At 44.6% G+C, this 23,622-nt stretch carries 24 protein-coding genes, 1 tRNA gene and 1 other RNA gene; 6 read left to right on the forward strand and 20 right to left on the reverse strand.

Annotated elements, in window-relative coordinates; genetic code table 11:
- Positions 1-12 precede the first annotated feature (12 nt).
- The 5 genes from ispH to KDW03_RS12150 form a co-directional block, all read right to left on the reverse strand.
- Entirely contained in the window at positions 13-849 is an 837-nt protein-coding gene (gene ispH / locus KDW03_RS12130; protein ID WP_271435337.1) for a 4-hydroxy-3-methylbut-2-enyl diphosphate reductase, read from the reverse strand.
- Positions 846-1,505 (reverse strand): (d)CMP kinase, encoded by a 660-nt coding sequence (gene cmk, locus KDW03_RS12135; protein ID WP_271435338.1) that lies wholly within the window; start codon positions 1,503-1,505, stop codon positions 846-848. Before cmk ends, ispH begins: the two co-directional genes overlap by 4 nt.
- The gene (locus KDW03_RS12140; protein WP_271435339.1) at positions 1,502-2,353 is read right to left on the reverse strand and encodes a prephenate dehydrogenase; all 852 of its coding nucleotides are present in this window, start codon (positions 2,351-2,353) and stop codon (positions 1,502-1,504) included. The genes cmk and KDW03_RS12140 overlap by 4 nt, the downstream gene beginning before the upstream one ends.
- Positions 2,354-2,365: 12 nt before the next feature.
- The gene (gene aroF / locus KDW03_RS12145) at positions 2,366-3,385 is read right to left on the reverse strand and encodes a 3-deoxy-7-phosphoheptulonate synthase (RefSeq protein WP_271435340.1); all 1,020 of its coding nucleotides are present in this window, start codon (positions 3,383-3,385) and stop codon (positions 2,366-2,368) included.
- 76 nt (positions 3,386-3,461) lie between these two features.
- Positions 3,462-4,277 (reverse strand): PHP domain-containing protein, encoded by an 816-nt coding sequence (locus KDW03_RS12150; RefSeq protein ID WP_271435341.1) that lies wholly within the window; start codon positions 4,275-4,277, stop codon positions 3,462-3,464.
- Between the two features lie 548 nt (positions 4,278-4,825).
- Between KDW03_RS12150 and KDW03_RS12155 the strand changes: the two genes are divergently transcribed.
- Both KDW03_RS12155 and KDW03_RS12160 read left to right on the forward strand, forming a co-directional pair.
- Positions 4,826-5,383 (forward strand): hypothetical protein, encoded by a 558-nt coding sequence (locus KDW03_RS12155; RefSeq protein WP_271435342.1) that lies wholly within the window; start codon positions 4,826-4,828, stop codon positions 5,381-5,383.
- A gap of 14 nt (positions 5,384-5,397) precedes the next feature.
- A complete protein-coding gene (locus tag KDW03_RS12160) occupies positions 5,398-5,739 on the forward strand; it encodes a DUF3783 domain-containing protein (RefSeq protein WP_271435343.1) in 342 nt (113 codons plus the stop codon).
- A gap of 16 nt (positions 5,740-5,755) precedes the next feature.
- On the opposite strand, the gene tilS is transcribed toward KDW03_RS12160, so the two are convergent.
- The 10 genes from tilS to KDW03_RS12210 all read right to left on the reverse strand — a co-directional run bounded on the left by tilS (position 5,756) and on the right by KDW03_RS12210 (position 13,380).
- Entirely contained in the window at positions 5,756-7,138 is a 1,383-nt protein-coding gene (gene tilS / locus KDW03_RS12165) for a tRNA lysidine(34) synthetase TilS (RefSeq protein WP_271435344.1), read from the reverse strand.
- A complete protein-coding gene (pth, locus tag KDW03_RS12170; protein WP_271435345.1) occupies positions 7,131-7,691 on the reverse strand; it encodes an aminoacyl-tRNA hydrolase in 561 nt (186 codons plus the stop codon). The genes tilS and pth overlap by 8 nt, the downstream gene beginning before the upstream one ends.
- Before the next feature lie 22 nt (positions 7,692-7,713).
- Entirely contained in the window at positions 7,714-8,262 is a 549-nt protein-coding gene (locus KDW03_RS12175) for a 50S ribosomal protein L25 (RefSeq protein WP_271435346.1), read from the reverse strand.
- A gap of 29 nt (positions 8,263-8,291) precedes the next feature.
- Positions 8,292-9,260: a ribose-phosphate diphosphokinase gene (locus KDW03_RS12180; protein WP_271435347.1), complete on the reverse strand. Its 969-nt coding sequence runs from the start codon at positions 9,258-9,260 to the stop codon at positions 8,292-8,294.
- Positions 9,261-9,298: 38 nt separating this feature from the next.
- Positions 9,299-9,371: transfer RNA gene (locus KDW03_RS12185), tRNA-Gln, on the reverse strand.
- Positions 9,372-9,395: 24 nt separating this feature from the next.
- Positions 9,396-9,656 (reverse strand): septation regulator SpoVG, encoded by a 261-nt coding sequence (gene spoVG, locus KDW03_RS12190; protein ID WP_271435348.1) that lies wholly within the window; start codon positions 9,654-9,656, stop codon positions 9,396-9,398.
- 37 nt (positions 9,657-9,693) lie between these two features.
- Positions 9,694-10,542 (reverse strand): 4-(cytidine 5'-diphospho)-2-C-methyl-D-erythritol kinase, encoded by an 849-nt coding sequence (ispE, locus tag KDW03_RS12195; protein WP_271435349.1) that lies wholly within the window; start codon positions 10,540-10,542, stop codon positions 9,694-9,696.
- On the reverse strand, positions 10,539-11,414 hold the full coding sequence (gene ilvE / locus KDW03_RS12200; RefSeq protein WP_271435350.1) for a branched-chain-amino-acid transaminase: 876 nt from the start codon (positions 11,412-11,414) through the stop codon (positions 10,539-10,541). Before ilvE ends, ispE begins: the two co-directional genes overlap by 4 nt.
- 33 nt (positions 11,415-11,447) lie before the next feature.
- Positions 11,448-12,104, reverse strand: coding sequence for an ABC transporter ATP-binding protein (locus KDW03_RS12205; protein ID WP_271435351.1), 657 nt, complete (start codon positions 12,102-12,104; stop codon positions 11,448-11,450).
- Positions 12,097-13,380 (reverse strand): ABC transporter permease, encoded by a 1,284-nt coding sequence (locus tag KDW03_RS12210; protein WP_271435352.1) that lies wholly within the window; start codon positions 13,378-13,380, stop codon positions 12,097-12,099. Before KDW03_RS12210 ends, KDW03_RS12205 begins: the two co-directional genes overlap by 8 nt.
- A 145-nt stretch (positions 13,381-13,525) precedes the next feature.
- Between KDW03_RS12210 and KDW03_RS12215 the strand changes: the two genes are divergently transcribed.
- Positions 13,526-14,530 (forward strand): hypothetical protein, encoded by a 1,005-nt coding sequence (locus KDW03_RS12215; RefSeq protein WP_271435353.1) that lies wholly within the window; start codon positions 13,526-13,528, stop codon positions 14,528-14,530.
- On the opposite strand, the gene KDW03_RS12220 is transcribed toward KDW03_RS12215, so the two are convergent.
- From KDW03_RS12220 to KDW03_RS12230, 3 genes are read right to left on the reverse strand one after another with little or no spacing between them, the layout of a single operon-like run.
- Positions 14,486-15,043: a Gx transporter family protein gene (locus KDW03_RS12220; RefSeq protein WP_271435354.1), complete on the reverse strand. Its 558-nt coding sequence runs from the start codon at positions 15,041-15,043 to the stop codon at positions 14,486-14,488. The genes KDW03_RS12215 and KDW03_RS12220 overlap by 45 nt on opposite strands.
- The gene (locus KDW03_RS12225) at positions 15,027-15,392 is read right to left on the reverse strand and encodes a NusG domain II-containing protein (RefSeq protein ID WP_271435355.1); all 366 of its coding nucleotides are present in this window, start codon (positions 15,390-15,392) and stop codon (positions 15,027-15,029) included. The genes KDW03_RS12220 and KDW03_RS12225 overlap by 17 nt, the downstream gene beginning before the upstream one ends.
- Positions 15,379-16,242 (reverse strand): SurA N-terminal domain-containing protein, encoded by an 864-nt coding sequence (locus KDW03_RS12230; RefSeq protein WP_408648314.1) that lies wholly within the window; start codon positions 16,240-16,242, stop codon positions 15,379-15,381. The genes KDW03_RS12225 and KDW03_RS12230 overlap by 14 nt, the downstream gene beginning before the upstream one ends.
- A gap of 224 nt (positions 16,243-16,466) precedes the next feature.
- On the opposite strand from KDW03_RS12230, the gene KDW03_RS12235 reads away from it, so the two are divergent.
- From KDW03_RS12235 to KDW03_RS12245, 3 genes are all read left to right on the forward strand, one after another.
- The gene (locus tag KDW03_RS12235) at positions 16,467-18,941 is read left to right on the forward strand and encodes an alpha-amylase C-terminal beta-sheet domain-containing protein (protein WP_271435356.1); all 2,475 of its coding nucleotides are present in this window, start codon (positions 16,467-16,469) and stop codon (positions 18,939-18,941) included.
- A gap of 319 nt (positions 18,942-19,260) precedes the next feature.
- An RNA gene (gene rnpB, locus KDW03_RS12240) (RNase P RNA component class A) lies at positions 19,261-19,595 on the forward strand.
- An 18-nt stretch (positions 19,596-19,613) separates the two neighbouring features.
- Entirely contained in the window at positions 19,614-19,940 is a 327-nt protein-coding gene (locus KDW03_RS12245) for a hypothetical protein (RefSeq protein ID WP_271435357.1), read from the forward strand.
- Here KDW03_RS12245 and KDW03_RS12250 read toward each other — a convergent pair.
- Positions 19,937-21,172, reverse strand: a complete 1,236-nt coding sequence (locus tag KDW03_RS12250) for a hypothetical protein (RefSeq protein WP_271435358.1) — start codon at positions 21,170-21,172, stop codon at positions 19,937-19,939. The two genes, KDW03_RS12245 and KDW03_RS12250, sit on opposite strands and share 4 nt — an antisense overlap.
- A 5-nt stretch (positions 21,173-21,177) precedes the next feature.
- The gene (locus KDW03_RS12255; RefSeq protein WP_271435359.1) at positions 21,178-23,445 is read right to left on the reverse strand and encodes an alpha-L-rhamnosidase-related protein; all 2,268 of its coding nucleotides are present in this window, start codon (positions 23,443-23,445) and stop codon (positions 21,178-21,180) included.
- Positions 23,446-23,622: the final 177 nt, after the last annotated feature.

A 23,622-nucleotide genomic window follows, 5' to 3' on the forward strand; every position in this document is an offset into this window, starting at 1 on the left:
CTACTCCTCATATTAGAGATTTTGCAGATAGTGAAGTGCCTCCTGGATCACCTCATCAGGGGTTGAAGCTCCTGCCGTAACCCCTACCACTTCATACTTCTTTAACTCTTCGACAGGAATCTCAAAAATCCTTTCAACAAGAAAAGATGGTTTGATGGCCTGACATATTTCATACAATCTTCGAGTATTTGAGCTCTTTTTGCCTCCTAAAACAACAACAGCATCCACCTGTTGAGCAAGCTCTCGAGCAGCTCTTTGCCGCTTTCTTGTCGAAGGACAAATCGTATTGTAGACAAAAACTTCCTGCCCTTCGCGGATAAAATAGCCTGCTATCTTTATAAAAACATCTTCTTCGAGAGTAGTTTGAGAGAGAAGTACCGCTCGTGGAGGAACACGAAATTGAACTGGATCAAAAGTACGATAGTCAATAACCTTCACCATTCCATTAAGATCAGCAGTAGCCGCAATCACCTCTGGATGTTCAGGTTCTCCTACAAGGTAAATAGAAAAATCAGGATGAATTTCTCGTTCTTTTTGAATGATTTTACTGATATGACGAACAAAAGCACAGGTTCCGTCAATAATTTCCCTGCCAAAATGTTCAGCCTCACTAATCATCGACTGAGGAAGTCCATGAGCACGAACAACTCCAACCCCTTCCTCTACCTCTGTGGGTTTTTCTACAAAACGAACTCCCTTTTCCCTGTAGCGTTCTATAACCACATGGTTATGGATAATCTCTCCGATGGAAAAAACCTCCTTGTTTTGGGCTAGCTGCTCATCTAGAATCTTGAGTACCCGTCGTACCCCAAAACAAAACCCATACTCTTTGGCAAGAATAACCTTCATCCTCTCTGCTCCATTTTCTTCTTTACCTCATGATAGAGTTTCTCCTCCACCTCATCAGGGGTAAGGGATGAGGTATCTACCACCACAGCATCTTCTGGTTTTATCAAAGGCGCTATCTCCCGATTTTTGTCGAGATAATCCCGACGTTCTATCTCCTGGACAAGCTCTGTAAATTCATAAGAGAATCCTTTTTCTGCTAACTCTTTTTGACGACGACGGGCACGCTCCTCAACAGAGGCATCGAGATAAAACTTACAAAAAGCATCAGGAAATACCACCGTGCCTGTATCCCTTCCTTCAAGCACGTAATTTCCTTTCCTGGCAATCTCCCGCTGGAGTTCTACCATACGCTGTCTCACCTCAGGGAGAGCAGAAACAGCCGACACAAACCGCTCCACCTCAGGAAGACGAATTTCTTCAGAAACATCTTCTCCATTGAGGAAAAGCCTTTCTCCAGAAAATTCAAGATGAATATCAGGAAGAAGGGAATTTACCATGTCTTGATTGCTGATATCTACACGACGGCGAAGAAAATAGAGGGTGACAGCCCGATACATTGCTCCCGTATTGAGAAAACCAAAACCCAGGCGCTTGGCTAAACGTTTCGCCATGGTTGATTTTCCACTACCGGCAGGACCATCAATAGTGATAATCATAACGTTTCCCGAAATTCCTTCGCCTTTTTTAGATATTCTTCAAGTTCAGCTTTTTTACCATTTCGAATCAAATGAAGAAGCGTATCAATCTCCCGAGAAAAATCCATGAGAGAACGCTCAATATTATCGGCATTCTTAAAAACAATATCCACCCACATAGAAGGGTTTCCCTGAGCAATTCTCGTTGTATCAAGGAGTCCCTTTCCATAGAGACCAAAAAACCGAACCTCAGACCATCCATCCTTTTCAAGAAAACTGGAGATGGCTGCAGCCACAAGATGAGGAACATGGCTTGTCGCTGCAACGATCTCATCATGAAAATCCGCAGATACAATAACAATCTGAGCTCCAAAAGCTTTCCAGAAATCTCTTACTACTTCGAGCACCTCATCGTTATGGTCTCCCACAATAGCGACGATTTTTTTCTCAAAGAGATCTGCCCTCGCAAACTCAAGGCCGGCCTTTTCACTCCCCGACATGGGATGCGTGCCAACAAAGGCGAGTCTCCGGCTATTTACTTTCTCCACAGCATCAACAACATGTCGTTTAATGCTTGCCACGTCCATCACAATCACATCTTCTTTCAAAGATGGCATAAAACGCTCAAAAATCACGGCTACTTCCTCTGGAGGTGTGGCAATGATAAAAATATCCAGCGTTTCTATGAGATCCAGATCCATATCCGTGGCATAGCCATCTATCATCCCCAGGGCCTTGGCATTTTGAAGTTTATCCTTATTCCTTCCAAAACCATAGACCTGATAGCCGGGAAGATACGTTTTAACCGCAAGTCCAATAGAACCACCTATGAGCCCCAAACCATAGATACCTATTTTTTTAAACTCCATGGCATCCTCGATTTAGAGATTTTTTCCTGTGCCAATCACCGGTGCAATATTTTTGATTTCTGCCATAAGTGTCGCAAATTTATGAGGTTTTAAGGATTGTGCCCCATCAGAGACTGCCTTCTCAGGATCATGGTGTACCTCAATCTCTAGCCCATCGGCTCCTGCTACAATCGCCGCAAGAGACATGGGGATCACATACTTCCATACACCAGCAGCATGGCTAGGGTCCACAACGATAGGAAGATGAGTTTTTTCCTTTATGACGGGTACTGCGAGAATATCCAGGGTATTTCTCGTTGCTGTCTCAAACGTACGGATACCCCGCTCACAGAGGATTACTGATTTGTTTCCCTCTGACATGATATACTCGGCTGACATCAGCCATTCCTCGATAGTTTGGCTCATGCCTCGCTTAAGGAGAACCGGCGTTCGAGTCTTGCCTACCTCGCGAAGCAAGGCGAAGTTTTGGGCATTTCTTGTACCGATCTGAAGAATATCTACATACTTAACACATTTTTTCACATCTTGAGTATCCATAACCTCCGAAATGACGGGCATGTTAAAACGATCCCCCACTTGACGAAGAATCTTAAGACCCGCTTCTCCAAGACCCTGAAAAGCGTAAGGGGATGTTCTCGGCTTATAAGCCCCTCCTCGAAGGATATTTGCCCCTGCTTTCTTCACTTCTTCGGCAATAATCATCATCTGTTCTTCACTTTCTACACTACAAGGACCAGCCATAATGGCGAGATTGCCTCCACCTATCTTCACTCCCCCAACCTCAATAATGGTATCATATGGCTGGAAATCCCGACTTGCCAGTTTATAGGGCTTCGAAACCTGCAAAACCTCTTCCACACAGGCAAGAGAAGCTATAGGTGTATTGGCCAATTTTGTTTTGTCGCCGATAACACCAATAATCGTTTGATTTTCCCCTTTAGAAACATTCGTCCGGAGCCCATGACCCTCAATCATCTGTACAATGTGATCAATTTCTTCCTGCGTTGCTGTTGGCTTGAGCACTATAATCATCGCTGTTCCTCCACACGTCAATTTTTTCGTTGATATTATACGGATAGCCTTTAAAAAACACAAATAAAAGCATATTTTATCTCAAAGAAAGAAAATTCTCCCATTTTGCAAGAGGAATACCATATTTCCCCAAGTCGTTTTCTCCTCCATCATCATGAAAATCACTCCCCGATACCAGAAAAAGCGAACCATACTCTTTCGCTAAAAAAGCACTCACCGCTTCAGGAACGCGGGGATGACGATATTCTATGCCCATGAGACCCTGTTGAATCCATTCTTTCACATACGCATGAGTATCATCAGAAAAAAGAAATGCCGGATGCGCCAAAACAGGTACCCCCCCTGCAGCAACCACAGATTGTATCACCTCTTCTGTGCGTATCTCCTCACGAGGCACATAACACCGCCCACGACTATCCAGAAGACCATGAAACACCTGAGAAGGGGAGGAAAAATACCCCGCCTCCACCAATTCCCTCGCAAGGTGCATCCTTCCCAACGGCTTATCGTCGTATTTCACCACCAGTTCATCCCAATCAAGATGGTAGCCTTCCTTCCGGAGAAGCTCAACCATACGTTTAGCTCGACGAATACGACTTCGCCTGTATATCGCAAGAAGAGGGAGAATCTTCTCATAGGAAGACCCAAAATACGCCAGAATATGAACTTCTCCTACTTCAGGATGATGGGTAGAAAACTCACATCCCCCAACAAAAAGCTTATCCGGATAATGTTTCTGCCAGAGTTGTGTGGCTTCTTCTACCCCTTCCATCGTATCGTGATCAGTCAAAGCCCACCCCCCAAGCCCTTTCGCTACTATCTTTTTCCAGAGTTCTGCCGGTGGGTATATTCCATCAGAAAAAAAGGAATGAATATGACTATCAAACAACATACAAAAAGATTACCACCCTTGTCAATTAGTATAACACAAAAAAAATAGAAATGCAATTTTTAAAAATATTAAAACACATCCCCCAGGCAACTTTCTCAAAGAAATCGATATCTCCTAGCTCATTCCATTATTCCGTCTTTCCTCGAAACACGCCATTTCTTCTGACAATTTCACTTGTCTGTGGAATTTTTTCCTTCTCTTAGATTGGCTTTTGTTTTTTGCTTTTTCTTTTACCTGAAACAAGGAAATAACCCCTGAACTTTACGTTTTTGCTACGACATGAGAAGAGGTTACCGTTATCCGGTGTTTCACTGCAACAGGGTAAGAGCAGCAAGCTTGCCCCAACCTTTCCTCTACCCCGCCTATCAAACCAGGTCTTTGATTCTCAAGTATGCCCATAAAAGGCTTAAAGAAAAATAGCCTTTTTGTCACTTATGAAAAAACAACATAATCTCACGGAGATTATTTTTGAGGAATGTTGCTTTCTGGACATATTTCTCTCTTCTCTGTATACTATTTTCTCTCATCAAAAGAAGGGGAATATTACTATGAAGAAAAAGATCCTTTTCGGAATTTTGTTTATCCTGGCTACCACAGGGTGGACACAAACGAGTACACAAAACAACCTTATCGCTATAGATCTGGGTTGGACGACGGAAGGTTTTTTTAATGAAGGCGTTGGTTGGGGAATGCTTATAGACATAGAACTCTATCCTGTATTTTCCGCAAGACTTCGCCATGGGGTAGTAGAAACAAGCAAAACAGCGGTAGGTAAACGAGTCGGAAACTATGTATCTTCTCTTTTGTTCGTTTATAGACCATGGGCACTTCATCAAAAATGGTTTCAGGGCTGGTTTGTAGCTACAGGATTTGGTTATGATCAGGTGATTACTGCCGAACCTACTACAGGCGAGGTGTCTGATCACTTTCTTCTCCCGTTTGTAGACTTTTCCCTGGGATATCGATTTACCTTTGGAAGAATCGTTATCGAACCCTACGTCAGCATTCTCCTGCCTTTTGTCGATCCAGACCGAAGCAAAACAGGGATAGCTATGTACACCCATCATGTGGACCTCGAAGGTATATCCCTAGGGATAACTTTCTAAAAGGAGGTAATACTATGCCAACCATGATTCTCTATGGTTATGAAGAACCAGAAGCAAGAGAACTGCAAAAAAAGTTAGAAAATCTTTTAAACACACAGATTGATATCCTCTCCGCAAGCAGTATGGAAAATGCAACCGTCACAGAAATCATCACAAAACGACCTGGGGAAGTATTTCTTGCCCATCCTTTCAAGGTTCTGGTTTTTGTCGATTTTGAAGACGAAGCTATCGAAAAAACGGTTTACAATTTCCCGAAAGAGGTGAGCCGACCTATCTTTTGTGGACTTACTCCAGAAAATGTGAAATGGCCTTTTGGGTATCTTCTCGAGCATCTCCTCGAAGAATACCATCTCTGACAAAAAAGACAAAAAATCATAACTTCACGAAAGGTGTTACCACTATCCCCTGACAAGGCTGGTTTTCCCTCTTGTCAATATAATAGTCATAACTCACACGAAACCCTCGAGAGGGAAGATACACCGCCACAAGAGCGCCATTCTCTTCCAGCACAAAGGCGAATTGCCTTTCCAACCAGGGAAGATGTTCATCCACCCAGAGATCGTGGATTTTTTTATGTCCGTGTTTCAATCGAATCCTATCCCCGGGGAGAACATGACGTATCTGAAGGGATGTCACCCTCATGGGCAAAAACACCCTTTCTTCGGTAGCCAGCGGAAACCCATCTCCAGGTTTCTCCCAAACCAACCACTCAAAAGACCACGGCCCTACGGTAACCTCTTTTTTGGGTTGTATTTCGGCATATAAAATTTTGGGCAACTCTTCCAGACGTACCCAGGTAAGCCATGTTCCATCAAGTATCAACTTTTTCCCTTTTACCTCAAGCAATTCCTTTGTCTCAGAAGAAGGATAAACGTCAATGCTTTCAAGCCAGCTGCCCCTGACAAATATCATCCCCTCTCTGTACCAGAGTTTTTTTACCACGTGACGAACCCAAAAAACCCCATACCTTTCCAAACAGCTCTTTGGCAGTCTCCATCCCCACGGAAAAAACCTCACTTCATCCAGGAGAGGTTTCTCATACACCTCAAAACTCGCATGTATCTCCTGGAGAAATCCCATAAAAGAAGATATTTTTTCACGGGCTGCGGGAAAACGTTTTTCTATCACCGGTAGAAGGTTATGCCGTATCCAGTTTCTGTCAAAACGCAAAGTAGCATTACTCTCATCCTCACACCAGGAATGCCCCAAACGAACAAGATAGTCCACCATATCCCGATGCGAAAATCCAAGAAGAGGACGAAGATAGTATCCTTCTTTCATACGCATACCACCAGCTGATTCTATCCCCGTTCCCTGAAACAATCGAAGAAGAAAGAGCTCTACCTGATCATCCTGGTGATGGGCAAGACATATCCAATCCAGATTATGCGCTTCTCTTACCCGCTCCAATCCTTCTCTGCGCCTGAGTCTCCCCGCCTCTTCCAGAGAAAGATTACACTCCCTGGCATAAGAAGAAACATCTGCGTGTTCTACAACAAATGGTATACCGAGTTTTTGACATACCTCACGACAAAAAACTTCATCGCGAGAAGCTGTTTCTCGAAAGCCATGATTAAGATGAAAAGCCACAACTGAAAAAGATGAAAAAAAAGACCTCAGACGAGAAAGTAACAAAAGAAGCGCTGTAGAATCTGCTCCCCCAGAAAACCCCACAACACACGAAACCTTTTCTCCTACCAGAGACCGCCAAACATTCAAAAAAGAACGCTCAAGGGGATCCGGTTTTTCAGCCATTAAACTGACTCATGGCCTCTTCAAGGCGCCCCATCACAATCATCTCGATAGCATCACACGCCCTATCAATCACCGGATTAAGAATCTCCATCTCTTCGTCAGTAAAAGGTTCAAGCACATACTCTTCCATACGCTTCCCCTCCGGTGGCGCACCGATACCAATTCTCACCCGAGGAAAATTATCCGACTTCAAAAACTGGATGAGCGATTTGATACCATTGTGGCCACCGCTTGAGCCATAGCCACGGATCCGTATCTTCCCTAGGGGGAGATTAAGATCATCACACACCACGATAATATTCTCCGGCATAATACGGAGAAAGCTCGCCATATAAAGCACCGCTTCTCCACTCAGGTTGACAAATGTTTGAGGTTTCAGGAGCATGACCCTTTCTTTGTCAATTTTGACACGGGCAACAAGCGACTTCTTTTTCTTCAAATCAATTACCGCATCATACCTTGCTGCCAAACGGTCAAGCACCATAAAACCAAGGTTGTGCCTCGTTTTTTCATACTCTTCACCAGGGTTACCCAACCCCACTACGAGTTTCAAGAGCACACCTCCTCTTCCTTACTTATCGAACCTCAACCAGCGTAGTTCCTTCGTGTGTCAAGATTTTTACACCGTCTATCTTAACATCTCTTACAATCAGATAATCCTTCGCCCGAAGCTGAGAAACATCAATCTCCACTGCTTCAGGAAGCCTGTCAATCGTCGTGCTAATCTTGAGCTTTCTCGCGTAGACAAACATGCTTCCACCCTCTTTTACACCCACAGGAGTGCCAACAAACTTAAGAGGGACCTCTGTGATAAAAGACTTCTTTGCAGAATACGCATAAAAGTCTACATGCAAAATCTTTCTCGAGAGCGGGTGAATCTCAATACCCTTTACGAGCACATTATAAGAATCCTTGCCTATCTGAATCGTAAAAGGTTTATGCGTTCCCACAGACTGAAAGATTTTTTCAAATTCATTGGCCGCAACAGCGATATAAAGATTTTCTTTCAGTTCTGGTCCGTAGATAACCGCAGGGACAGCATTCTGCTCACGAACTTTAAGGGCAGCAGAAGAACCTGTCGTTTTGCGAAGCTCTGCCTTCAGTGTCAGTCCTGTTTTCGACATAGTGGTATCCTCCTCAAATCTCTATCACATTATGTCTTTGGTATATTCACAAAAAGTGAACTCACCGAGAGATTGAGATGAATTCTCTCAATAGCCTTTCCAAAGAGTTCACTCACCGAGAGAATATGAAGCTTCTCTCCAATAATACTACGCTTGTTCTCGTCCATGTAAATCGTATCTGTCAGACACAAACGGTCAATGGCACAGTTCTGAAGCCTCTCAGCAGCTGGATGAGAGAGAACTGCATGGGTTGCATACACGGTTACCGTTTTTGCCCCACGTTTTTTAAGAATATCGGCCGCCTGGACAATCGTTCCAGCAGTATCAATCATATCATCAATCATAATGACATGCCGATCCTCAACATTTCCAATCAAATTCAAGACCTCAGCCTCATTCTTCTTCTCACGGCGCTTATCCAGAATAGCCAATCCAACATCTATCTGTCGAGCAAAAAAGCGCGAACGCTCTACCCCTCCTGTATCAGGCGACACCACCACATACTCAGAAAGATTTCCCAGTTGTTTAGTATGCTCAAGGAACACAGGGGTAGCATAGAGATGATCCACAGGAATATCAAAAAAACCCTGAATCTGTGCAGCATGAAGATCCATGGTTAACACTCGTGTAACACCGGCAACCGTCAAAAGGTTAGCTACCAACTTAGCAGTAATAGGAACCCGTGGCTCGGCCTTCCGATCCTGCCTCGCATAACCAAAGTAAGGAATCACCGCCGTAATACTGGCAGCCGAAGCTCGCTTAAGAGCATCAACTATAATCAAAAGCTCCATGAGATTTTTATAGCCTGGATTCGATGTCGGCTGAATCACAAAAACATCAGATCCCCGGATATCCTCACGGATCTTGACAAAGATCTCACTATCCGCAAATTCGGTGATATAGACATCCACCAGATCCACGCCAACATAACGAGCTATCTTTTCAGCAAGGGGACGATTCGCACGCCCAGCGATGAGCTTCAAATTCCCTGAGGGCACTTTTTATCCTCCAACTTTGTCGACACTATAAAGACAAACTGGGGCGGAAGGATTCGAACCTCCGAATGTCGGGACCAAAACCCGATGCCTTGCCAGCTTGGCGACGCCCCAGAATACATTCACATCCTTCGTGGTCTAAGCCGAGACTTCAGCGTTGTACTTCTCGAGAATCGCGTTCTGCATCTTTTCACGGAAGTCAGTGTTAATCGGATGAGCCACATCCTTCATCTCACCGCTACGAGTTTTGCGAGAAGGCATAGCGATGAACAAACCACTATTCCCTTCTATCACCTTAATGTTGTGCACCACAAAGCTGTCATCAAAGGTCACAGAAGCATAGGCTTTCAATTTGTTTTCACCTTCAACCCTTTTGATGCGGATGTCAGTAATTTCCATAGGTCTATCCTCCTAGTAGAAAATTAAAAAACCTTCTTTAGCCTTTTTCACTCGGGCGATATACAGGGTCCGCACTAAACACCTGGATATCCCTTTGGTAAGAGAAACACTTTCTATCAGCATCTCTCCTTTCAGCCGAGCTATACACATACACAAGAGAAGAACCACTCCCACTCATGAAAGAAAACTCCGCTCCACTCTCACGGTCCAGGATAGCTTTCCATCGCGCCAGGTCCTCTCTTGCTGCAAACACAAAAGGCTGGAATTTATTATACACTATTTTTCGCAAAAAATCAAGTGACCCACCCAGAGAATCCAAAATATTTTGTGGATGAGTATGAGGTCGATAGTCATTGATCAAACTATACGCCCAAGCAGTACTCACATGAATCCCCGGATACACAATCAGAAAATACACATCCTCAAGCCTACAAGAGAGGGGCGTAATCTTTTCTCCCTTCCCACTCACCCAGGCCATACCTCCCCAGAGAAAAAAAGGAACATCACTACCAATCCTTGAAGCTAAAGGAAAAAGCGATGCTTTCTCCACCCCTTCCAGGACAGCAAGAGCCGAGAGAACAGCCGCTGCATTTGAACTCCCACCCCCCAATCCTGCTCCCATAGGAATCCTTTTTTTCACATGAATCGTATAGCCTGACTTTGTTCCAAAACTTTCTCGAAACAACCTCAAAGCCTTGTGAACCGTCGTATCCCCTTCCACCAACATACCATCAAAAGAGATAAAATCACTCTCAGAAGGGTTTACCTCAATTTCATCAGCCAAACTTACCTCCTGAAAGAGACTCTCAATAAAATGATAACCGTCCGTATCCCGTCCTACAACATCAAGGTAGAGATTGATCTTGGCACAGGAGAAAATCTTCATGCAATAGGTGTTCCTACCGTCTTCACATACTCTTTAAAGCGCTCAATAAGCTTCCTGGTGATAGGCCCAACAGAACCGTTGCCAATTTTTCTCCCGTCTATGGAGGAGATAGGTACTACCTCTGCTGCCGTTCCAGTTAAGAAAACCTCATCCGCCACGTAAAATTCCGCGCGGGTAAGTGGTTCTTCGACAACCTTCAACCCCATTTCAGCGGCCAGATCCATCACGGTAGCTCGTGTAATCCCGGGGAGAACACCCATATACACTGGCGGTGTATAGATCACCCCTTTCTTGATGAGAAAGATATTGTCTCCTGTACACTCAGCCACATAACCATCCTGATTCATCATGATAGCCTCTTCCGCTCCAGCGTTTTTAGCTTCAATCTTTGCCAGAATATTATTCAGATAGTTAAGAGATTTCACCATGGGATTCACTGCCTCGGCAAGATTACGTCGCGTCGGTACAGTCACAATAGGCAAACCATTTTCATAGTATTCATCAGGATAAAGCTTTATCGTATCTGCAATCACAAAAATATTCGGTTTAGGACACAGCCAGGGAGAAAGCCCAAGGGTACCTGATCCACGAGTCACCACAGGGCGAATATACCCATCCACTATGTCATTGGCCTTACATACGCTTATAATAGCCTTCTTGAACTCTTCCTGAGAAATAGGGATCTCAAGCATAATGATCTTCGCAGAATTGTAGAGGCGTTCTACATGCTCATCCAGCTTAAAAATACGACGATTGTACGCACGAATACCCTCAAACACCCCATCTCCATACAAAACACCATGATCGAAAACACTGATCTTTGCCTCTTCTTGAGGAACCAGTTCTCCATTGAGATACACATACTTTCCCATACATTTCTCCTCTATACCTATTCTATAAAATTATCACAGAGAAATCACTGCATCACATTTTCTAGCAAGTTCCATATTATGCGTGGCTACCACAAATGTCTTGCCCATACTCCGACAGAGTTCCCAGAGAATTGCCTCCACCCTGTCGGCATTGCGTCTATCAAGACTCCCTGTCGGCTCATCGGCAAATACCACATCCGGATCATGAATAAGCGCTCTCACAATAGCCACTCGCTGCCTCTCACCACCCGAAAGTTGATCAGGGTAATGACGTAAACGATCTGAAAGACCGACCCTGGAGAGTAATTCCTTGGCTTTCTCTTTTTCTTTTTCTCCTATGGTTTTCCCGCCAATTCGAAGGGGCAAAAGGACATTTTCCAGAGCTGTAAAATCTTCCAGCAGATAGTGATGTTGAAAAATAAATCCCACATGGCGGTTACGAAAATCCGAAAGCATCTCCTCATCCAGTGTATCTATCCTCTCTCCTCCAAACCACACCTCACCCGTCGATGGTCTATCAAGACCCGAGATAATATTAAGAAGCGTCGTCTTCCCTCGCCCGGATTCACCAACAAGCGCCACCATCGAGCCTTTGTCTATTTTCAGCTCAAGGTTTTCAAATACTGAAACGGTATCCACAAGAGTCCGATACGTCTTAGAAAGCGATTTGCCTACAATCATCTCAGTCATTACGTAGCACCTCTATGGGACGAAGTTTGCTCGCACGATAGGCGGGCCATATTACCGCAAGCATACTACAGACAACTGAAAGCCCCATAATCACTATCAGATCCTCCAGCTGAATACGCATTGGAAATTCGCGTATATAATAAGCTGTTGGGTCAAAAAATTCAAATTTTAAAGGCTTTTTCACCACAAAAAAGGGTCGAAGTGTCATATACGCCGCATTATTCCAGAAGTTAATAAAGCCCTCTATACCATGGAGAATATTGTTCAGATTCAACGCAAAAAAAAGCCCCAAAAAGATCCCGACAGCACTTCCGATAACCCCGATGAGAAACCCATCCATAAGAAAAACCGTCATCACCGATTTCGGCCTGAGTCCCATCGCTTTGAGTATCCCTATCTCCTCTCTTTTATCAAGAACCGTCGCCATCATCGTCGAGAGAATATTAAAACACACCACAATGAAAAATATTGTTAAAATAATTCGCATCATCATCTTCTCGTTTCGGATATTGACAAGACTGTTTCGATTGAGCGTTTTCCAGCTATAAACATAAAAAGGAGAAACCTCTCGTATACGGGGAAGCCACTTTTCTATCTTGAAAGGATCCTGGACCCTTATAGCCAGGGATGCCCTGCCGTTTTCTTCGAGAGCAAGTACATCCTCCAGATTGACAAAAACGAGGCTTGTATCATACTCGGCATACCCGGCTTCGAAGATACCCGCCACTTTAAATTTATACTGAAGAAGACTCAGCATATCATCATTGACCAGCGTAAGATACACCCAATCCCCCACAGAAACACCCAGATTATCAGCAAGATTATACCCTATAAATATCGCGTGTCGCCAGGAAGCATTGGTCTCTTCTCCACGTTTAAGAGAAAACCGATTCTTAAACTCTTTATCATTTTGATAAAAATCCCGTGGAAAAGCCTTGACTATCACCCCATACGTTCCCAGTGGTCCCTTAATAAGAGCCTGTTGATCCACAAAAGGCACCACATCCACTACCCCGGGTAATTTTTTGAGTTCTGTTCCAAGGGCCTCATACTCCGGTATTCCCCGACCATAGCCGTAGATCACCGCATGAAAATCCTTGAATGCCAGCTTATCCATAAAATTATAGTGCATACCGTTAGCTGCAGAAAGAATGACCGTCGCAGCCATAGCACTCACAATAATCGTAAGAAGAGCTATCACCGAGATCAGAGAAATCCCTCTATCGGTTCCTTTAAACTTGAGATATTTTGTTGCAAGATAAACTACAACATTCATTTAAGTATTCTCCCAATTTTTCCGATAATCCTAAGCAGATATATTATACAACAAAAAAGAAAAGAAGTAAACTTTCTTGACTTTTTGCCTCATTGGTGCTATGATATAGCTATAAAAAAGGCAAGAAGAAGAAAAGGAGTGTACCGTGGAGTTCACAACAGAAACAAATTACCTTGTCATCAAAGGGCGTTTCAAAGCTACCGCTTCAAGCTCATATGGACTCTTTGTTGTTTTTCTTGACAATATTACCAAGAACTCAGATAAAATCGATGTGGTGGCCTCTCACTTCAGCACGGTTTATGACTCCAATATCTCTATGCCCTGGAGTGAACTTCAGGACATGATCACCAAACTTCGCTGGAAAGGGGAATACGCTACAAGCCTTACCCACGATGTCCAGGCAACCCTGGAAGATCTCTTCCAACCAGGGACAGGACGAGGTCCTGACATCTGGAGCGCAATCAAAAAAGGAACCCTCAACAAAGCCGCCAACTTTTTTGAAGAATTTCTTGCCCGCCCAACAGGAGACAAGGGTGTTAAAGTTGAACTCTCTATTGAAACGATCACAAAAAGCGACATCGAAAACGTCAAACGCATGCGCGAAGAACGCGATATGGTGAGCGCCCTCACTTCCCAAACTAACCAACAACCCTCTGCTAAAGAAGAACAAAAACTCGAAGAATCTGCTGTAGTACTCGATGTCTCGCTCGTCCTCTCCCCTATTTCAGGGGTACCTATTTATGAACTCAAAGAAGGCACGAAGATATTTATCAAGATCACCGAGCAAACCAGTCGTGGTCAATATTTTAATGATTTGTTAGGCGCCAGTGTCGACGGGGAAATTATGCCCGTTCCTGCAACCGTCCAAAAAGTCTCCAAAGAAGGCAAAATATACACTGTTCTCGTCGAGATCGGCCCGGGTATCTACGGAAAATCCCTCGATGAAGACACCGTAAAAGTCAAACTTTATGATAGTAATCAAGACAAACGAAAAAATAAAAAGACAATTGAACCTATGCTTACTCCCAATGAAACCGTAGCAGAATCCAACTCTATTCCTTCACAAGCGGGGAGTTTCCTCTTCTGGGTTATGGGGGGCATCGGTCTATTGATCCTGATGATTCTCGTCTACCTCGGACTGGGTCTGTAAATAACGATCGGCAATCCATGCTATAACCAGAGAAGTCCCTACACCTATCGCCATAAGAAAAGCCACATACAAAACTACTCCACGATTCCATCCCAGAAAAACAGAGGCCATAACCCCCTGCGCCAGGGCATGTGCCCATCCCCCCCAGAGAGAAATCCCATACAGAGAAAGATATTTTCCAAAAAAACGGTGAGTTACTCCCATGACCACCGAAGAAAACACCGACCCAGAAAGCGAAAGCCAAAAGCCAAAGGTGATAAGTGTTCCTCCAAGGGCATGACTTACCATGACACGTAAAAACGCCACCAAAAGCGCTATCCGATAGCGTTTTTTCATCACCAAGACAAGGGTGACTATATTTGCCAATCCAATCTTGGCAAGGGGCAAAGGTTTCGGCAACCATCCATCAATAACCGACAGAAGTGAGGCTACGGCCACAAGATATGCCAGGAGAAATTCTCGTTTCTCCTCGTCCAGAGTCTCAAAATTCTCAATATCACTCAGTAATCCCATCCCATGCCGCCTTTTCTTCCCCCACGATCTCCACTACCACACGATTCGGCATACAGATAATCGCGTCACCGAGATGGGAAATCCAACCTTTATGCACGCAAATCTGATCCCGGCAATCCGACTCTCGCATCCTCACCTTGCCCCCTTTGATCTCCACTACACCACGTCCATGAGAAGATTTCCAGGCGAAAACCCTGTCCTCATCCAGGGGATACCTGTACATCCGATTTTCTACCCGTATCTCCACCCAGGAGCCCCTCTCTCCGCTCCATCCTATCCATGCCAGAACCAGAAAAAAGACAATTACAAAGCCAAATGAGAGAATATCTCCAAACCTAACGCTTTTCAAAATACTCAACATGAAGGTACTTGATGTCCGCTTTTTCCATTTCTTCATCAAGGAGACGCTGATATACCTTGGTGCGTCTCTCGTGTTCCAGGTAGGCCGTGAGATCTTTTTTGATACTCTCGAGGGAACGTTGCTTCCCCTCCACACGAGCCAAAAGCTTGTACACCACATATCCCCCATCCGGGAGTACCATTGTTCCTATCCCTTTGATGTCGAGATCTCCCAGAACCTGCCGTACCTCTTCCGGAATGCTTCCCTCTACCACATCGACATGGTGAAGAAATGTCTCTCCGAGTTCTTTGACCGTATTCTCCACCTCAAAGACCATCTCTGTCCCTTTGAGACAATGAACAATCTGTTCCAGATGTTCCCGACTTGACGCCGAGATCTCATAAAAACTGTAGAGGGTGGGTTCACGAAGAAACTGAGCATTCATCTCATAAAAAGACGTCACCAGAGATTCAGTTACCGGCTCTTCTTTTTCCTCCAAGCGCAACAACTGTTCAATCAAGAGATCCCCTCGCACCTCTTCATAGAGATCATCCTCTGTAATCTGAAAAAGCATAAGATTATTTTTCCAGTTCTCTTCGCTTTCAAAATGCGAGCGGATTCTTTCGATTTCCACGGCCAGCTCTTCATCAGAAACTACGCAATTTTTACGCCTTGCTCTTTCAAGAAGAAGTATCCGGGAAATCAATGCGTTCGAGGCTTCCACCCGTAGAAACTTGAGATTTTCAGCTGTCGGTTCATACCCTTTCTCATCCTCTTCAAGCTGAACAATGTATCTTACCATAGCCTTGTCAATATCCTGATCAGTAATCATCTTCCCATTTACCGAGATAACATCCATCCCAATTCCTCCTTCAAATACAAAATATATTATAAGAAACAAAACCAAAAAAGGCAAACCTATTCTTTATTTTCCCCTCTTGAGATATTTTTTTGCATATATTTTGTGCGAAATGCACAAAATATAAGATTTTTTTCTTTTAAAAATGAAATTTTTTCAAAAAATTTCATTTTTTGTTTATTCTTACCGTATAATAACTATAAAATATCGAAGGAGAACTCTCTATGTTCCTAAAAACACTCCAAAAATTTTTTCTTGTTCTTACTTTTATAGGTATCCTGATCATAGGCTGGCTCTCATCCTGTACCACAGAAGCCATAAACACACTTCAGAACAGTGATACCACGCCCCCTGTTGTGTTTCTCAGTGCTCTCAATACGGGGGCGTCATCCTGTAACGTTACCGTATCCTACTCTGATGACACTGGCGTCATCAAAGTAGAACTCTTGATTCTCAGTGCTTCGTTTACAACCAATGTGTCCTATGTTCCTTCTTCACCACAAAAAGAAGGAAGCCACACCTTTTCTGTCACTTTACCCACAGGTACCTACAACGTAGCTGCGACGGCTCAAGATGCTGCCGCAAACATAGGTACATCAGTAACAACTAATATAACCATCTCCGCCAATGATACTACACCCCCAACTATTACCATTTTCTCACCCTCCAACGAACAAACAGTGGGGGTTTCTCTCGACCTCGTGGTTTCTCTCTCAGATAACGGCATCTTGTCGCAACTGTGGTATCAACTCAATAGTACAAACTGGTCATCTATCCCTCTTCACACACCTTCAACCAATCTCACAATTCCTCTTTCCCTCCAGAATGGTACAAATTCCATCTTCCTATACGCAACAGATGAAGCTGGCAACACTTCCACAACCAATACGCTCACTCTGTATGCAAGCGACGAAATACCCTCTGTGGAGATTACCTATCCCGCAAATGGTCTCATAACTAATTCTTCCAGTATTTCGGTATGGGGAACGGCATCGGTTGCTTCTGGTTCTCTCTCTATCACCACTGTCCAGATTAGTCTGGACGGCAACACGTGGCTTACTGCAACCGGTACAACGATGTGGAGTAATCTTGTGGGATGTAACGAAGGTACCAATACCATTCGGGTACGAGCGATTTCCAGCACAAGCAAAACCAACCAGACTCAGATCTTCATCATAGTTGATACCCAGCGTCCTCTAGCATGGTTCTCTTTCCCAACGAATAGTGGCACTGTATCCAACACGACCGTTGTTGCCACAGGAGGAGCAAGCGACAATGGGGGAACAGGAGTGGCAGGAACGTATGTGAAGATTGATAGTGAAAACTTTTTCCTTGTAGGCACATCATCCTTTAGTCACACCTTTTCCAATCTAAACGAAGGAAATCATAGCCTCTCTGTGTATTCTAAGGATATCGCAGGCAATATCTCCCTCACCAACAGTATTGCCTTCTCTGTCGCTCTTTCTCAGACTGATACGAATACAAACGGCTATAGAGAGTACACCAATATTCACTACAACGGTGATGGGTACGATATCTTGCTTCAAGGTTTTCACTGGGCCTCGACAAACGGCAATTGGTGGAACGAAATAGCCAATAAAGCAGAGGAAATAAGAACTGCCGGATTTACCATGGTCTGGCTCCCCCCATTGTCCGACTGTGGAGACAATAATGGCTATCTCCCCAGAGAGTGGTATAACCTGTCTTCCAAATATGGCAATGGAACACAACTCTCCAATGCCATCACAAGCCTGAAAAATGCTGAACTCAAGATAATCGCAGATATTGTGATTAATCACCGTGTTGGTACCTACAACTGGGCAGATTTTAGTAACCCTGCTTTTCCAGACAACAAAGCTGCTGTATGCTCTGACGATGAATGGGGACAGGGAACTGGGGCTTCCGACACAGGAGAAGGATACAACGCTGGACGAGACCTCGATCACAGTAATCCTAATGTCCGTGCTACCATTATCACCTGGATGAAATGGCTCCGTCAGATTGGTTTCGACGGTTGGAGGTACGACTACGTCAAAGGTTATAATCCCTATTACAACAGTAACTACAACGAAGCCACAAAAGCCTACTTCTCCGTAGGAGAACTCTGGCCAGATATCACAGGGGATTATTATGCTTCAGGTGCAAATATCAATTATCACCGTCAGGCCCTGATGAACTGGATCGATGCTTCGGGTGGACGCTCAACCGTGTTTGACTTCACCACCAAGTGGCAACTCATGCTCGCTGTCGAGCGCACGGAGTACTGGAGACTAAAGGATCCCGACGGTAAACCTATCGGCGCTATAGGATGGTGGCCTGCGATGAGTGTCACCTTCATTGACAATCATGATACAGGATACTCGCCCGGCGGAGGACAACATCACTGGCCATTTCCTCAGGATAAACGAGAGATCGGATATGCCTACATTCTTACCCATCCAGGCATACCTTCTGTGTACTGGTATGACTTTTTTGACGGTGGAAGTTATCTAAAAACTGTGATCACCAATCTCATCGCTATCCGAAAAAATCAAGGTATCCACGCCACAAGTCCTATAACTATACTCAAGGCAGAAGCAACAGAATATGTTGCCCTCATTAACAGTAACACCATTGTCAAACTCGGGCCAGGGATGAGTTTCAATACGAATTGGACACTGGCTGCTTCGGGAACTGACTGGGCTGTGTGGACTCAATAAGCTCTTTATCTCTCTTTCTCCATCCCCCCGGTTTTTTCGGGGGGATTTTTTCTTAAAAATTGAAAAAACGGTAGTATAAAGCGATACGGTAAACCTTCCGGAAAGATCTCTTTTTATGTGAGTTTTTTCCCCTACTCTTTTCATGGTGTGGAAATAAATAAAAACCCTCTAGTAAAACCTCTGAGGTAAGGGCAATAAGAGATTCTCCTATCAAAAAAGCATAGAAAAACTTTTTTTCTCATAAAGTTCGAAAATTATAAAAAACTCTTATCCTCTCTTGAATAATTTATATTTTTGTGGATTTCCGTCGATACATACAAGGGTGGGCTGATGGAACGCCCGTCACATGACGGGAGGAAAGTCTGGGCATCAAAAAGCCACGGACCGGCGAATAGCCGGATGCCGCAAGGCAATGGACGCGCCACAGAAACCAGACCGCCACACAAGGCAAGGGTGAAACGGTGGGGTAAGAGCCCACCGCGGTCGGCATAAGTCGAGTGGCATGGCATGCCCTCCGTGATGCAAGGCCAAATAGGCATCCGATACTGATGGCTTTTCAGTGGATGCGGGTAGGCTGCTTGAGAAAAGTGGTAACGCTTTTCCAAGAGAGATGTTCCATCGCGACAGAACCCGGCTTACAGGCCCACCCAGTTTAAAAAAAGGAGGTCCACTATGGGGGTACTTCCTATAGATTTCCAGGTTCTATTCTCAAAGATTGGCGAACATTCTGAATTAGTGGCCAGACAACAGCAGGTCTCACAGTCAGGACAGATTCAAGCTCGTGAACAAGCTCATCAAAAAAGTATCGAGATCAATCATACCGTATCCCAGCTTGATGCGTATGCCCAGGACTTTACCAAAGTTGATCCAGAGGCTTCCTCTTCACAATCCTATGAACAACCCACAAAACAGTCATCCTCTCCCCAGCAAACAACCCCCGAAAAACACGAAGCACCTCTCGAGGAAGGCAAAGGTCAAATCATTGATATCATTGACTAATCCTCAAAAGATGAGGGAAGGGCATTGATCCTGGACGATAAAAATTCCTTTTTTGAACAGATTTTTCCCAGAAAATAGATATAAAATTTCTCCGTCTCTACTACCTCACCTTTGTATTCATCCACTAAACGGAGATAAAAGGCGGGGGTACGTTCATTGTTTTTTGATGTTCGCCAGCAAAGTCCCCCAAAATGTTTGTAAATCGTACGTATCACCGTTGATCCGATACCAATACCTTCATAATCCTGACGGGTAAAGAGCTTGCACATATAGGGGGCTTCTTCAAGGAGGTAAACCACTGCTCCCCCTTTTTGAAGACTATCCAGATACACGAGAGGCTTTTTGTCCACTATACTCTCAAAATAGTCGCTTCGGAGACGTCGCCCATATACCTGAAAGGCTTCATCAATCATCCCAAAAAGCCATTTCCGATCCACTGCCTCAAGTGGATAGACGGTAATCTGAGGAGGAAGGGCAATATAGGTTCCACTTCCATTCCCCAGGAGTTCCTCAAGAAGCCCTGTAGAGATCCCATCTTTTCTCAGTTGCGGTCGCGTAATCTGAACACTGTGCCCCGGCCCAAGTTTTGAGAGAATATCAAACGCTGTTCTTACACGACGGGCCATCGCTGGCGTAATCTCTTTTCGGCGAATCTTTTCCCGCCAGATCTCCTCAGGCCATATCTCAGTGATACATCTGCCATCTTTGAAACAGATAGGGGTATGTCCGACAAGGATAAGTTTTTTTGCATGAAGGGTATAGACCAATTCTCTTGCAAGCACAATACCCCCGAGAGGTACAACCCTCTTCTCAAAAACCCCTGCTGCTACAAGGATAGGAAGCCTATGAGAAAGAATTGCCTCGATAATACCTGCCGTAAAGATAGTCTCCACTGTCCATCTCTTCTCCACAAGAGAGGGTTTCAGATACACCACATTCACGGGGACATTGTAGGTTGGTATGTTCTTTTCTTGCAGGGCCAGGGAAAGCTTTTTCTGATAGAAATCAAGCGTGTCTTTTCGTGCCTCCACCACAAGAGGAAGCATGATGCCAGCCTCTCTGACAAGGTAAGCAAGCTCTTCCACAAAACTTTGAAAAAGCAATCGAAAACGAAAGAGCCCTGCACTTACCTTGATCACCCCCACCTCATGGGGTGGAAGAGACCTTAACAGACTGACCCAGTAATTGGTAGTTTTCAAGCCAAGAGAAGAAACTATCCTGTCAATTCCCACAGATACTATTCCCAGAGCACAAGCTCAATACTATCAAGAGCAGCATGGTTAATCTTCCCATTCATGTTCTCGTCCAGAGCATGTTTCACCAGCGTAAGGGTATGCTTGCCTCGGGTAAGTTTTACCATCAGATGCGAACTGTACCCCCACTCTGTCCAGACACCCCGCTGGGGAAAGACCATCACTCCCTGCTCTCGATTATCTATCAGAAGCGTTCGTATGGCACATCGGTTGTCGGTATTCACGGGACCATTCCCATTGGCATACCGGAATCGCACAAGGTAGGTACCCGCCCTGGGAATATTCACCTCTATCTTTGGAACGACCCTGCCCTCGTTATCAAGCAGCACATAGCCATCTCCAGAATAGCCTTTGTACCGATTAGTTACATAGGGCTGAAGATCAGCAATATCCTCAAGCTGAAGAGTTATTTTTCTCTCGTCAGGGATAATCCAAATCGGGGCACTCAGACAGGAGGAAAGGATTCCCTCCGCTGGATTGGCTTGAACGTTTATCACTCCACTCCCAGAGGAAGGGATATAGGTCGTCTGGGGAGTGGTGGCTACTTTTTTGCCGTTCCAGAAAACCGTGTACAAACGGGCATTTTTGACCTCTTTCCATGTTACCATGGTATTGGAGAGTTTCAGTTTTGGTTCATTTAAAGAGATATCCTCCGTGGACACCATGCGAATGGGTTGTGGGGTAGATGTTCTTTTCATGGTAATCACTACCGTATAGTTGGTAGGCAACGCTCCAGAAAGTCGAATATCGGGAGACACCACATTTCCATTGACCATGATCTTTTCAATGGTATCGCCCGTTCCCTCCACCATCACCGAAACCGTACTGGAAAGATAACGGAGATTTTTAAGGGTTAAAGGTCCTTCAATAAAGGTGGGTATCATGGGACGGAAAAACAGTCCTTTTTCATCCACGGAAATACCAAAAATCACCCGCTGAACGACAGCAAGATATCCTGCCACCGACCAGAGTTGTCTATCTGAGTTCACCGCCATCTTGTCAACATGACCGCGATCGTAGGAGAAGTTTTCTTTATGGGTGCCAAAAAACGCCGCTGCACGTGCCATTGCCCCAATCCCAAACGAAACCGCTTCAAGATTACCCGCCTCTCTTGCTGCAAGAACATAGTAGGCATTCACAAAAGGCCAGATCCCTTTGTTGTGATAATATCCCGCGTGAGGCTGTTGTGGCCACAGACACACCACACCAAAAGGCACCACAGGAATATTTGCCACCACTGTTGCTGCCTCCTCTTGAGAAACCACTCCCGTAAGGACGGCGAGGGCAAGTCCGAGATTGTCTGTTTTAAGAACAGGAATACGAAGAGGCGAAGGGTAAAGGTAGCTTGCATATGTCCCCAATTCCTGATGTATAAAGTTTGTTCGTATGGCTATTCTCAGCTCTTCAGCCCAGCTTTTCCACTGCTTTGCCTCGTCGAGGCGTCCGAGCTTTTCTGCCATCCAGGCGAGGGTGGAAAGATGGTGATAGTGAAGCACACAGGTTGAGAATGAAAAAGACATATAAATATCCACAGGACTCATCCATGAGGCATAACTCTGTTCCCGCCAATCCATAAACGAAGATTCACCATAGTAGAGCCCTGTCTCTCTGTCGTAGGCTGCATGGCGATCAGCCAGGGCGGTGTTTTTCATCACTTCATAGGCGCGGCTCAAAAACTCCCTATCTCTATGCCAGAGAAAATACTGTTTGGCAGCAAGACTCCATACAACCCTATCCGTAGACACAGGCCAGGACCCTCCCGTACCCGTATCCTGAATAATTACCTGACGGTTGGTATCTACTTTGGCAAAAAGGCTTTTTACAGACACCTCAGGAAAAAGAGCTGCCAAAGCGAGATCAACACTGTACGAAATGTCTCGTGTCCAGACACCATTCCACTTTTCCCCGGCCATAAAGGTTTTGTCCGGACGGATATCCTTGATTGCCTCTTCTAACGCCATGTTGTAAAGAGCGGCAATCAGAGGACTCTTGGGCGTCTCCAGCGAGGGAAGATGTTGAATATCTACCCCAAGTTTCCAGGTCGTGTTTGATGCAAAATAGGCAATACGAAGCTCCCGATCACTTACAGCAACAGCCTCTTTCTCTCCCTGTTTTACACGACGAGAGGTTACCTCATACGGCTCGTTTATCGGATACATGACCGTTTCCTTCTGTATGGATTTTATCTGTTTTGGTGCAGAACAGCCAAAAATCAACACCAAAAGTGTCAAACTATACCAGGAGAGTTTCATATGTTTCCTCCTTCTTTTCACTGTCGTTTATTATAAAGCAGAAAGAGAATTTTGCAAGCATCTGATTTCGTTTCAGGAGAGAAAAAATTCACAAAATTTTCGCAAAAAATTCATTCTAAATTTATTTATGAGTCGTATGATAGTCCCAAACCTTTTTTCATTTTAAGGAGGAAAAAG

The sequence above is a fragment of the Thermospira aquatica genome (genome assembly GCF_023525255.1).
GTDB classification, from domain to species: Bacteria; Spirochaetota; Brevinematia; order Brevinematales; family Thermospiraceae; genus Thermospira; species Thermospira aquatica.